Source organism: Oceanobacillus sp. CAU 1775 (assembly GCF_054482815.1).
The window spans coordinates 80445-92341 of the sequence record NZ_JBTLRO010000002.1; the positions used below are offsets into that span (position 1 = coordinate 80445).

At 34.7% G+C, this 11897-nt stretch carries 13 protein-coding genes; all 13 read left to right on the forward strand.

Translation table 11 applies throughout. The annotated features are described in order from the left end of the window. The first annotated feature begins 27 nt into the window (after positions 1 to 27). The 13 genes from accB to spo0A all read left to right on the forward strand — a co-directional run bounded on the left by accB (position 28) and on the right by spo0A (position 11886). The gene (accB, locus tag ACXYMZ_RS03615; protein ID WP_458946993.1) at positions 28 to 540 is read left to right on the forward strand and encodes an acetyl-CoA carboxylase biotin carboxyl carrier protein; all 513 of its coding nucleotides are present in this window, start codon (positions 28 to 30) and stop codon (positions 538 to 540) included. A 13-nt stretch (positions 541 to 553) separates the two neighbouring features. After that, complete coding sequence (gene accC, locus ACXYMZ_RS03620; RefSeq protein ID WP_458946994.1) at positions 554 to 1912, forward strand: acetyl-CoA carboxylase biotin carboxylase subunit; 1359 nt, start codon at positions 554 to 556, stop codon at positions 1910 to 1912. A 27-nt stretch (positions 1913 to 1939) separates the two neighbouring features. Continuing rightward, complete coding sequence (locus ACXYMZ_RS03625) at positions 1940 to 2332, forward strand: Asp23/Gls24 family envelope stress response protein (RefSeq protein WP_458946995.1); 393 nt, start codon at positions 1940 to 1942, stop codon at positions 2330 to 2332. 124 nt (positions 2333 to 2456) lie between these two features. After that, positions 2457 to 2849, forward strand: coding sequence for a transcription antitermination factor NusB (gene nusB, locus ACXYMZ_RS03630; RefSeq protein ID WP_458946996.1), 393 nt, complete (start codon positions 2457 to 2459; stop codon positions 2847 to 2849). 1 nt (position 2850) lies between these two features. Next, positions 2851 to 3711, forward strand: coding sequence for a bifunctional methylenetetrahydrofolate dehydrogenase/methenyltetrahydrofolate cyclohydrolase FolD (gene folD, locus ACXYMZ_RS03635; protein ID WP_458946997.1), 861 nt, complete (start codon positions 2851 to 2853; stop codon positions 3709 to 3711). Further along, positions 3701 to 5050, forward strand: a complete 1350-nt coding sequence (gene xseA, locus ACXYMZ_RS03640) for an exodeoxyribonuclease VII large subunit (RefSeq protein ID WP_458947485.1) — start codon at positions 3701 to 3703, stop codon at positions 5048 to 5050. The genes folD and xseA overlap by 11 nt, the downstream gene beginning before the upstream one ends. Further along, positions 5043 to 5279 carry an exodeoxyribonuclease VII small subunit gene (xseB, locus tag ACXYMZ_RS03645; RefSeq protein WP_458946998.1) on the forward strand — a complete coding sequence of 79 codons (237 nt, stop codon included), beginning with the start codon at positions 5043 to 5045 and terminating at the stop codon, positions 5277 to 5279. The genes xseA and xseB overlap by 8 nt, the downstream gene beginning before the upstream one ends. Before the next feature lie 2 nt (positions 5280 to 5281). Then, a complete protein-coding gene (locus ACXYMZ_RS03650) occupies positions 5282 to 6166 on the forward strand; it encodes a polyprenyl synthetase family protein (RefSeq protein WP_458946999.1) in 885 nt (294 codons plus the stop codon). Positions 6167 to 6343: 177 nt separating this feature from the next. Beyond that, positions 6344 to 7165, forward strand: coding sequence for a TlyA family RNA methyltransferase (locus tag ACXYMZ_RS03655; RefSeq protein WP_458947000.1), 822 nt, complete (start codon positions 6344 to 6346; stop codon positions 7163 to 7165). Between the two features lie 17 nt (positions 7166 to 7182). Next, on the forward strand, positions 7183 to 7632 hold the full coding sequence (gene ahrC / locus ACXYMZ_RS03660) for a transcriptional regulator AhrC/ArgR (RefSeq protein ID WP_458947001.1): 450 nt from the start codon (positions 7183 to 7185) through the stop codon (positions 7630 to 7632). A 36-nt stretch (positions 7633 to 7668) separates the two neighbouring features. After that, the gene (recN, locus tag ACXYMZ_RS03665; protein ID WP_458947002.1) at positions 7669 to 9366 is read left to right on the forward strand and encodes a DNA repair protein RecN; all 1698 of its coding nucleotides are present in this window, start codon (positions 7669 to 7671) and stop codon (positions 9364 to 9366) included. Between the two features lie 192 nt (positions 9367 to 9558). Further along, complete coding sequence (gene spoIVB / locus ACXYMZ_RS03670; protein WP_458947003.1) at positions 9559 to 10752, forward strand: SpoIVB peptidase; 1194 nt, start codon at positions 9559 to 9561, stop codon at positions 10750 to 10752. 408 nt (positions 10753 to 11160) lie between these two features. Further along, the gene (spo0A, locus tag ACXYMZ_RS03675; protein WP_458947486.1) at positions 11161 to 11886 is read left to right on the forward strand and encodes a sporulation transcription factor Spo0A; all 726 of its coding nucleotides are present in this window, start codon (positions 11161 to 11163) and stop codon (positions 11884 to 11886) included. The last annotated feature ends 11 nt before the right edge of the window (positions 11887 to 11897 follow it).

The window sequence follows — 11897 nt, forward strand, 5'->3', positions numbered from 1 at the left end:
AACAAACAATTAAGGGGTGCTTATTAGATGTTAAAAGTGCAGGAAATACGAGAAATTATTAAATTAATTGATGATTCATCTATTACAGAATTTAATTATGAAACTGACGGTACAACTATTTCATTGAAGAAAGGGAGCAATGAAGTTGTTAGTGGCCAAAATATAAACCCAGTTCAAGCTGAAGTTCCAAAGCCAGCTCCACAACAAGTTCAAGCTACTTCAGAAAAATCACAAGAAGAGACAAATGAAAATGATACAAAGTCTAATGAAACTGTAGAAGAGCAAGGTACGGTTGATTTTGATTATGAAATTACTTCACCGATGGTTGGAACATTCTATGCTGCTCCTTCACCAGAAGATGAAGACTACGTAGCAGTTGGTAGTAAAGTTGAATCTGACACTGTCGTATGTATAGTAGAAGCAATGAAGTTATTTAATGAAATTGAAGCAGAAGCTTCTGGTGAAATCGTAGAAGTTGTAGCATCAAATGGAGAATTAGTAGAATACGGTCAAGTGTTATTCAGAGTAAAGAAAAAATAAGGGGTTGGAACAAGTGATAAAGAAACTGTTAATCGCTAACAGAGGGGAAATTGCTGTAAGAATTATTCGTGCATGTCATGAAATGGATATACAAACAGTCGCGGTATATTCTGAGGCAGATAGAGATTCTTTACATGTACAATTAGCAGATGAAGCTTATTGTATTGGTCCTACGCCTAGTAAAGATAGTTATCTTAACTTCACTAATATCTTGAGTGTTGCCACATTAACAGATGTAGACGCAATTCATCCAGGTTATGGATTTTTAGCTGAAAATGCTGATTTCGCTGAGATGTGTGAAGCTTGTAATATAACTTTTGTTGGGCCTTCAGCAGAAGCGATTCAACAAATGGGTATTAAAGATGTTGCAAGAGAAACAATGAAGAAAGCAAACGTTCCGATTGTTCCTGGTTCAGACGGAATCATTGAAAGTGAAGAAGAAGCACGAACGGTTGCTGAGGAAATTGGTTATCCAGTTATTATCAAAGCCACAGCTGGCGGTGGTGGTAAAGGGATCCGAGTAGCAAGATCCGAAGAAGAGTTAATTAAAGGAATTCGTATCACTCAAAAAGAAGCTGAAACTGCCTTTGGAAATCCAGGCGTTTATTTGGAAAAATACATAGAAGACTTTCGTCATGTAGAAATCCAAGTACTTGGTGACAAACATGGGAATACGATTCATTTAGGTGAGCGTGATTGTACGGTTCAAAGACGTTTACAAAAATTAATTGAAGAAACACCATCACCAGCAATCTCGCCTGAGATAAGAGAGAAGATGGGAGATTCAGCAGTTGCTGCAGCTAAAGCTGTTAACTATGTAGGCGCTGGAACGATTGAATTTATTTTTGATAGAACATCAGAAGACTTTTATTTTATGGAAATGAACACTAGAATCCAAGTGGAGCACCCAGTAACAGAAATGGTTACTGGAGTAGATCTAATTAAAGCACAGATTAAAATTGCAAATAATGAAGTGTTAGAATTGAAACAAGAAGATGTTAAATTCAACGGTTGGGCAATTGAATGTAGAATAAATGCGGAAAATCCATACAAAAACTTTATGCCATCAGCAGGAGATATAAACATGTACTTGGCTCCAGGTGGATTTGGTATACGTGTAGATTCAGCTGCATATTCAGGTTATAGAATCCCACCATATTATGATTCAATGATAGCTAAACTTATTTCATATGCTCCAACAAGGGAAGAAGCAATTAAGAAAATGGAAAGAGCATTAGATGAATTTGTAATTGATGGAATCCATACAACGATTCCTTTCCATAAACAAATTATGAATCATGAAGTTTTTATAAAAGGTGATTTTAATACAAACTTCTTAGAAGATAATCCTATTATAGAGGAAGAAAGCTAAAAAATTCCCATAGAAGGTGTGATTGTTATGAACGAACAACCATTATTAGATGTTAGTGAAGATACTTCCCTGGGAAGGGTAGAAATTGCTCCCGAAGTAATTGAAGTTATTGCAGGATTAGCTGCTACCGAGGTTGATGGACTTTATGCAATGCGTGGAAATTTTGCATCTGGTGTAGCTGAACGTCTAGGTAAGCAAACACATAATAAAGGTGTAAAAGTAGAACTAGTTGATGAAGGTATAGACATCGATGTATATTGTATTTTAAACTTTGGTGTTTCTATCCCTAAGGTTGCAGAGAAGATACAAACAAAAATTAGACAAACTTTAAAAAACATGACTTTGCTTGAGATTTCCGAAATTAATATTCATATCGTTGGAATCAACATGGATGAAAAAGAAGGACAAAATCAAGCATAAGATTAAATTTTAGGCCAAAGTTTTTTTCTTTGGCCATTTTTTTATTAATATTTGATGTGCCTAGCTTTATGAGGTTAAATCATGTTATTATTTGTGAAGAAACGATTAGAAGGAGTAATCTAGAATGAAGCGACGAGAAGCAAGAGAAAAAGCATTTCAATTTCTTTTTCAAATAGATTTCAATGAAGAAACATTAGAACACTCACAGGATGAGTATTTTGATGAACAAGTTAATGATAAATTTCTAACGACTCTAATTGAAGGAGTTATTGAAAAGCAAACAGATCTAGACGCAAAAATAAGCGAGTATCTAGAAAATTGGTCTCTAAACCGACTGCCAAATGTTGAACGCACATTACTTAGAATAGCGACATTTGAAATTTTATTTCTTGATGATATTCCTGTCAATGTTTCAATTAATGAAGCAGTAGAACTAGGGAATGTTTTTGGCGATGAAAAATCAGGAAAATTCATTAATGGAGTACTCTCTAAGTTAATTAATGAAGGAGGTAAATAGTGTGGTAGCTGAAATTATAAGTGGAAAAGATCTAGGTAGTAAAATTAAAAGTGAATTGAAAAAAGAAATAGAGCAATTAAAACAAAAGGAAATTAACCCACATCTCACAGTTATTTTAGTTGGAGACGACCCCGCTTCGCTTTCCTATGTAAAAGGAAAAGAGAAGGCTGCGGCCGAGGTAGGGATGGACTCAAAACTAATTAGACTTCCAGAAAATACCACAGAGCAAGATTTACTCCAGTTATTAGATGAACTTAATCATGATGAAACTGTACACGGAATACTTGTACAACTACCGCTTCCAAAACAAATTGATGAGCAAAAAGTGATTGAAACCATTGATTCCCAAAAGGATGTCGATGGATTCCATCCAATTAATATTGGAAAAATGATGACAGGTCAAGATACATTTTTACCATGCACACCATACGGAATTATCGAGTTGATTAAATCTGTTGGTATTGATATAAAAGGAAAACATGCCGTAGTAATTGGACGTAGTAACATCGTAGGGAAGCCTGTAGGCCAATTATTATTAAATGAAAATGCAACTGTTACTTATTGTCATTCAAAAACGGAAGACTTAATGAAATATACATTAGATGCTGATATTCTTATTGCGGCTATTGGTAGAGAAAACTTTATTAGCAAAGATCACGTTAAAGAAGGCGCAATTGTAATTGATGTAGGAATTAATCGCACCGCTGAAGGAAAGTTAACAGGTGATGTAGACTTTGCTGCTGTTAAAAACAAAGCATCTTATATTACACCCGTTCCTGGTGGGGTTGGGCCAATGACAATTACCATGCTGCTTGCAAACACTGTGAAAGCTGCTAAAGGACTGAATGCTATTGAAGGATAAATACCTAACTGTTACTGCATTAACAAGATATATAAAAAGAAAAATTGATATGGACAACCATCTTCAAGACCTTTGGTTAAAAGGGGAAATATCGAATTTTAACCACCATAGTCGCGGGCATATGTACTTAACAATTAAAGATGAACAATCAAGAATTCAAGCAGTTATGTTTGCAGGTAATAATCGTCATTTAAAATTTCTACCTGAAAATGGGATGAAGGTTTTTATCCGAGGAAATATTAGCGTTTATGAGGCAAATGGTCAATATCAGCTTTATATTAATGAAATGGAGCCTGATGGAATTGGCGCATTATATCTTGCGTATGAACAACTAAAAGAGAAGTTAGCTAAAAAAGGATATTTTGACCTCGATCATAAGAAGGTTATTCCTGAATTTCCGGAAAAGATTGGAGTCATTACTTCACCAACTGGCGCGGCTGTTCGCGATGTGATTACGACTATAAAAAGAAGGTATCCAATCGTTGAGGTTGTTGTCATTCCTGTTTTAGTACAAGGTCCAAATGCTCCTTTGTCTATAAAAAATGCAATTGAACAAGCAAATGCAATTGGTGACTTTGATGTGCTGATTGTAGGACGTGGCGGTGGTTCAATTGAAGAATTATGGAGTTTCAACGAAGAGATTGTTGCAACAGCAATTTATGACTCTGAAATTCCAATTATTTCAGCTGTTGGCCATGAGACAGACACAACGATTAGCGATTTTGTTGCAGATTTAAGAGCTCCGACTCCGACAAGTGCAGCAGAAATGGCTGTGCCTTCGCAAAATGAATTGAAGACTCAACTATCTCAATTAAATAAAAGATCTACACTACAGATGAATCGATTAATTGATATGCAAGAGCGTCAGTTGAATCATTTGAAAGCTTCTTATGCTTTTCGTTATCCAGGGGAACTTTTGAAACAAAAAGAACAAGAACTAGATTTAAAGATTGAGAATCTAAATCGCAACATGGCGTTACAAAAACGAGATAAAGTATCTAGATTTCAAACTACTTTTCACAGAATGAAACTACAACATCCAGAATCGCAATTGAATCAAGCTGAAGAAAAGCTAAAAGATATTATTTTGAAACAAGAGCAAGCGATGTCCAATATTACAGACGATAAGCTAAATAAGTTAGGTAATCTTGTTGATAAATTATCATTGGTAAATCCTTTAGACATCCTAAAGCGTGGGTTTGCTCTGCCATATAATAAAGATAAAGAATTGATTAAATCAACAAGCTCTATAAAAGAAGATGATCTGATTCATTTGAAATTAACCGATGGAAGCGTTGAGTGTCGTGTATTAACAGTAGAGGAGAATGAAAATGGCTAAACAAAAAGAAGAATTATCTTTTGAAGCAGCAATGGAAAAGCTTGAAGAAATTGTACAAAAGCTTGAAACTGGTGATGTGCCACTTGAAAAAGCAATAGATTATTATCAAGAAGGTATGATTTTATCAAAGATATGTAGTGATAAAATAACAAATGTACAAGAGAAAATGACGAAAATTTTAAATGAACAGGGAGAGATTGTCTCATTTGAAATAGAGGAGGATGAATAACTTTGCAAGCTCAACTAGCAACATACTTGAAAACGAATAAAGAAATAATTGAAAATGAATTATCTAAACAGATAGAAAAGCTAGAAATACCTAAGCAATTAAAAGCAGCAATGGATTACTCTCTACAAGCAGGTGGCAAACGTATTCGTCCAATTTTACTGCTTGCGAGTTTCGAAATTTATAATAAAGATTACACGAAAGCATTATCTACTGCAGCAGCACTTGAAATGATTCATACATATTCATTAATACATGACGACCTACCTGCAATGGACAATGACGATTACCGAAGAGGTAAATTAACCAATCATAAACAATTCGATGAGGCTACTGCAATATTAGCTGGAGATGCTTTATTGACATATAGTTTTGAACTTATTGCGAATGAAACGTTATTATCAGAGACAGAAAAAGTACAAATTATATCAAAGCTTGCTTCAGCTAGTGGTCCTAAAGGGATGGTAGGTGGACAAATTCTTGATATTGAAGCAGAAAAGAATGCAGCGCCATTAGAACAACTTGAAATTATTCATGATCATAAAACTGGTGAACTATTAAAATTTGCCGTATATGCCGGAGCATTCCTAGCAGGTGCATCGAAAGAAAAAATTGATGAACTTGTTAATTTTGCATACTACCTAGGATTAATTTTCCAAGTCCAAGATGATATTCTTGATGTCACTGGAACCGAACAGAAAATGGGTAAACCTATCGGAAGCGATGAAGACAAAGAAAAAAGTACTTATCCAAAGCTTCTAGGCGTCGAAGGAGCTATTGAGAAGAAAGAAGTTTATGTGTTAAAAGCAAAAGAAGCTTTAGAAAAAGCAGACGCTACTGATTCTAACCTTCAATTATTGCTTGATTATGTTAGTAATAGAGATCATTAATGAACAAAGAACCCATAGATTGTATCAATATACTCTATGGGTTAGATTTTGCAATCATCCATTGAATACCCCTTATAAAACCCTCAAAAAAAGATCCATGACTATCTCTTCCTTTTAAGAACTTTGGAAAATGATGTATAATATAAAAACGATGTATTCTCTGAAAGGACTACAAGAATGGCTAAAATAAAACTATATGAGCTATTGGTTAAAAATAATTTAGTTGAAGACGAAGAAAAAGCAAAAAGATTAATCATGGCAGGACTTGTTTTTACTGACCAGACTAGATTAGATAAGCCTGGTATGCAAATAGACGAGGCGACGCCTGTTTATGTTAAAAATAAAACAAAAAATTATGTAAGCCGAGGCGGACAAAAATTAGAAAAGGCAATCCAAGACTTTTCATTAAATATGGAAAATAAAATACTAATTGACGTAGGCTCTTCTACTGGTGGATTTACCGATTGTGCTTTACAAAACGGTGCAAAGCTAAGTTATGCAATTGATGTTGGTTATAACCAATTGGACTGGAAATTACGTAACGATAGTCGTGTTGTTGTGATGGAAAGAACGAACTTTCGGCATGTTACAGAAGACATGCTACAGATGGGAAAGCCTCACATCGCAACTATAGATGTATCTTTTATATCCCTTAAAAAAATTTTACCTGTCCTAAAGAAGCTGTTAGCTAAAGAAAATGATATTGTCGCACTCATTAAGCCACAATTCGAAGCAAGAAAAGAACAAGTAGGCGATGGTGGTATTATTCGTGATAAAGAAGTTCATTTACAAGTGTTAAATGAAATTACCACTTTTGCACAAAACGAAGGTTATCAATTAATGAATGTCACTTTTTCACCAATTACAGGTGGGCATGGAAATATCGAATTTTTAGCTCATTTTAAATATAACTCAAGTACCCTACAGAACCATGATACTAATTATTTACAAGAGGTTGTCGCAGAAGCACATCTTAAATTATTGCATGCAACCAAATGAAATGGAGGTAAAATGTTATGAGCAAAATTCAACGACATATTAAAATACGTGAGTTAATAAACGAAAGTGAAATTGAGACACAAGATGAACTAGTAGACGAACTGAAAGCTCTTGGTTATAACGTTACACAAGCCACTGTCTCTAGAGATATTAAAGAATTACATCTTGTAAAGGTTCCAACACTCTCAGGAAGATATAAATATAGTTTGCCAGCAGATTTAAAATTTAATCCTTATGAAAAATTGAAGCGCTTAATTGTGGATGCATTTGTAAGCATTGATCATGCCGGCCATTTCATTGTATTAAAAACATTACCTGGAAACGCAAACGCAATAGGGGTTTTAATTGACAACTTAGAATGGGAAGAAATAATGGGCACCATTTGCGGGGATGATACATGTTTATTAATTTGCAGAGAAGAAGCTCACGCGATTGATATGAAGAATCGTTTAATCAGCATGCTTTAGAAAATTATTAAAGGTAATTTAGAGAGGTGAATACTCATGCTTACAGAATTATCTATACAAAACTTTGCAATCATTGACCAAATTTCGATTACTTTTGATGAAGGGTTAACTGTGCTATCAGGGGAAACTGGTGCAGGGAAATCAATTATTATTGATGCCATTCAGTTATTAGCTGGAGGGAGAGGCTCTGTAGAATTTGTTAGACATGATACGAACAAGGCTGAGATTGAAGGATTATTTAGTATAGAAACGGCTCAGCATCCAATATATGAAGTTGGTAAGCAATTTGGTATCGAGATTACAGATGAACAAGTCGTTCTGCAACGTACGATCACAAGAAGCGGGAAAAGTATTTGTCGAGTAAACAGTAAATTAGTTACCTTAGCCATCTTAAGGGAATTCGGAAAGACATTAATTGATATACATAGTCAGCATGAAACACAGTCACTAATGGATGCAGATAATCATATAAATTTACTTGATCTGTATGACAACGAAAAGATAAAGCAAGCAAAAGAAGAATATACGACCATTTATGATAAATTAATTCAACGGAAAAAACGATTTAAACAGCTCAATGAAAATGAACAAGAGACAGCACACCGAGCAGACTTACTTGAATTTCAACTGAAAGAGTTGGAACAAGCTGGTCTAGAAATTGGTGAAGATGACTTACTCGAGACGGAAAGAGATCAGTTAGCGAATTATGAAAAAATCTATAGTGCACTACAGGATACCTATAATGCACTTTATGGGGAAAGAAAAGGTTTAGACTGGCTGAATCAAGCAATGACTTCCTTACATAATAATGAGGATGTAGATGCATATATTAAAGAAAAAGGCGAAGAAATAGGTAATCACTATTATGCTCTAGAGTCTATGGCTTTCGATTTAAGAAACCATATCGATTCTCTAGAATATAATCCCGGAAGATTAAATGATATTGAAGCAAGACTTAATGAAATTAATCGCTTGAAAAAGAAATATGGTTCAACAGTAAATGAAATGTTAGAATATATGGCTAAGATTGAAGAAGAATTAGAACAAATAACGAATAAAGATTCTCATTTATCCGTTCTCGTTGAAGAAATTGAAGAATTAGAAAAAGATGCGCTATTAGAAGCAAAACAATTACATGATTTACGAAAACAAGCTGCAGAAGCTCTTACGAAAGAAATTCATGAGGAATTGAAAAGTCTTTATTTAGAGAAATCAACTTTTGCAATTTCATTTGCAGATACAATGCATCCAAAACTTCATAAGAATGGTTATGACATCATTCGCTTTATGATTTCTACAAACCCAGGGGAACCATTAAAAGAACTTACAAAGGTTGCTTCTGGAGGGGAATTATCTAGAATTATGCTCGTCCTTAAAAAGATATTTGCGAAACATCAAGGTGTAACAAGTGTCATATTTGATGAGGTAGATACTGGGGTAAGTGGTAGAGTTGCCCAAGCAATTGCCGAAAAAATATATGAAATCTCGAACGACTCACAAGTAATGTGTATTACGCACTTACCACAGGTTGCTGCGATGGCGGATTCTCATAAATTAATCGAAAAAACCGAAAAAGATAACCGAACATACTCCAAAGTTTTTGAACTTACTTCTAAACAGCAGACGGAAGAATTGAGTCGAATGATCACTGGTACGAAATTAACGAAAACAGCTGAAGAGCATGCAAAGCAGATGCTCGAATTAGCAACTAAGTTCAAAAATAATATAGATTAAGGAATAATATTAGGAAGAAGTCAGAAAATAATACAACTGGCTTCTTTTTTAATTTTTACCTATCGACTTATTTTTATGCAAGGTAAACATAAGCAAAACATTAATGAATCACCAGTTTAAAATAACGCTCCCCGGTCAAATTAAGAGTACATAAAAATTTGGTATGGGTGAGATACGAGGAGTGTTTATTATATGAAGGGAAGTAGAAAAAATAAAATACAACTTGTTTCATTTCTTGTTATTTGCTTGAGTGTCTTGTTAAGTTTCCTTTTTTACACGGAACCACAGCATGCGAACACGTCTATTGAGGCATCCGCATTATCCGCAAATGGTCAGTTACAACATCCGCCTCAAAAAACAAGAGACCTGGCAGTCACAAACAATGAACTGTCTCAAATGGAGAAGGATAGTATTAAATTAATACCTGGAGGACAGTCCATTGGAGTGCAACTGCAGACTTTAGGTGTGCTAGTCGTTGGTCACCATGCAGTAGATGCAAACAATGGTAAATTATCTCCTGGGGAAGAGGCAAAAGTGAACGTAGGCGACATCATTATCGAAATTAACGGAAACAAAATTAAGACAATGAATGATATAAAGCCGTATGTTCACGAAGCAGGTGAGAAGAAGCACCCGTTAAACATGAAAATAAAGCGTGGTAATGAAACAATCGAAACATCCTTAAACCCCGCGCTTGATAAAAAGGATAATGAATATAAAATTGGGTTATATATTAGAGACTCAGCAGCTGGAATTGGTACAATGACGTTCTATGAGCCCCTAACGAAGCGATATGGTGCGCTTGGACACGTTATTTCAGATGTAAGTACTAAAAAGCCAATTGAGATGATGAATGGCGAAATTGTTAGGTCTTCAGTTACTGCAATTGAAAAGGCAAATAACGGTGCTCCAGGAGAAAAGCAAGCGAGTTTTTCAATGGAAAGAAATAAGCTTGGGACGATAATTAAAAATACACCTCATGGTATTTTTGGTGTCCTTGATAAAGAAATCGAAAATAAAATTTACAAAGAACCATTAGAAATTACAAGAGCAACTGAAGTTAAAGAAGGACCTGCCAAAATTTTGACAGTAATCGACAAAGAAAATGTCGAACAGTTTGACGTAGAGATAATCAGTTCAACTCCTCAGAAAAAACAAGATATAAAAGGGATGATCATAAAAATAACGGATAAGAAATTATTAGAAGAAACTGGAGGGATTGTACAAGGAATGAGTGGTAGCCCAATTATACAAGACGGTAAATTAGTCGGAGCCGTCACTCACGTATTTGTAAATGACCCAACCTCTGGCTATGGAATTCATATCGAATGGATGCTACAAGACGCTGGAATCCACTTAAAACAGGCAATGAGTATAGCTCAATAAAAAATAAACTTGTAATGGATAACTCTATTACAAGTTTTTTCTTTTTATTTTTTATCAATTAAGAAAAAAGAAGAATTAAATTTAGCTTCGGAAATATACGAAGACTCCTGCGGGGTTCAAGGCAAAGGTGAGATCCCGCAGTGTGCAAAGCACGCGAGGAAGCTCACCAGCCGCCCGCGGAAAGCGTAGTATATTTCCGAAGCGGGTATTTTCTCATAACAACTTTATGTCGAATATTGTCGTCATATGTAGATAATTTAGAATAATAATTATATATACAAATTTATAAAAATTAGCAGGATAATCAAATCTTTTGTTGAATATATAAAGTGGACTTGTAAATAAGGGGAGGGCACAAAAGTGGATAGAATATCAGTATGTTTAGTGGATGACAACAGAGAGTTAGTTATGATGATGGAGGAATATTTCGGCAAAGAAAGCGATATCGAGGTAATAGGGACTGCATCAAATGGAAGAGATTGTTTAGAAATGTTGGATGAACTGGAACCTGATATCTTAATTTTGGATATTATAATGCCTCATATTGATGGAATCGCTGTTTTAAACGAAATGAGACAGATGGACATGGTAAAACGCCCACAAGTAATCATGTTAACTGCTTTTGGTCAAGAAGAAGTAATGAAAAAAGCGGTGGAATTTGGAGCATCTTATTTCATATTAAAACCTTTTGATTTAGATCACTTAGCAAATCAAATCCGAACGATGAGCAATCAAGAATCGATGATCAAGCCATTAAAGTCAAAAAAGGTTGAAAAGAAATTGGATTTAGAGTCAAGTATCACAAATATTATTCATGAAATTGGAGTGCCAGCACATATTAAGGGTTATATGTATTTACGAGAAGCGATTACAATGGTCTATAATAATATAGATTTGCTTGGGTCGATAACTAAAATACTTTATCCTGAAATTGCTAAGAAGTTTAATACAACTGCATCTAGAGTGGAAAGAGCCATCCGACACGCTATTGAAGTTGCATGGAGCAGAGGGAATATCGATTCGATTTCAGCTTTATTTGGATATACGATTAATATCTCAAAAGCAAAACCAACTAATTCAGAATTCATTGCAATGGTAGCAGATAGACTGCGATTAGAAAATAAAGTCAGTTAATGAAGAAGCCA

Bases quoted from the DNA above. Each gene is read 5' to 3' on its own strand.
- recN (WP_458947002.1), top strand. From the start codon at position 7,669: ATGCTTACAGAATTATCTATACAAAACTTTGCAATCATTGACCAAATT.
- nusB (WP_458946996.1), top strand. From the start codon at position 2,457: ATGAAGCGACGAGAAGCAAGAGAAAAAGCATTTCAATTTCTTTTTCAA.
- ahrC (WP_458947001.1), top strand. From the start codon at position 7,183: ATGAGCAAAATTCAACGACATATTAAAATACGTGAGTTAATAAACGAA.
- ACXYMZ_RS03655 (WP_458947000.1), top strand. From the start codon at position 6,344: ATGGCTAAAATAAAACTATATGAGCTATTGGTTAAAAATAATTTAGTT.
- ACXYMZ_RS03625 (WP_458946995.1), top strand. From the start codon at position 1,940: ATGAACGAACAACCATTATTAGATGTTAGTGAAGATACTTCCCTGGGA.
- accB (WP_458946993.1), top strand. From the start codon at position 28: ATGTTAAAAGTGCAGGAAATACGAGAAATTATTAAATTAATTGATGAT.
- spoIVB (WP_458947003.1), top strand. From the start codon at position 9,559: ATGAAGGGAAGTAGAAAAAATAAAATACAACTTGTTTCATTTCTTGTT.
- spo0A (WP_458947486.1), top strand. From the start codon at position 11,161: ATGATGATGGAGGAATATTTCGGCAAAGAAAGCGATATCGAGGTAATA.
- xseB (WP_458946998.1), top strand. From the start codon at position 5,043: ATGGCTAAACAAAAAGAAGAATTATCTTTTGAAGCAGCAATGGAAAAG.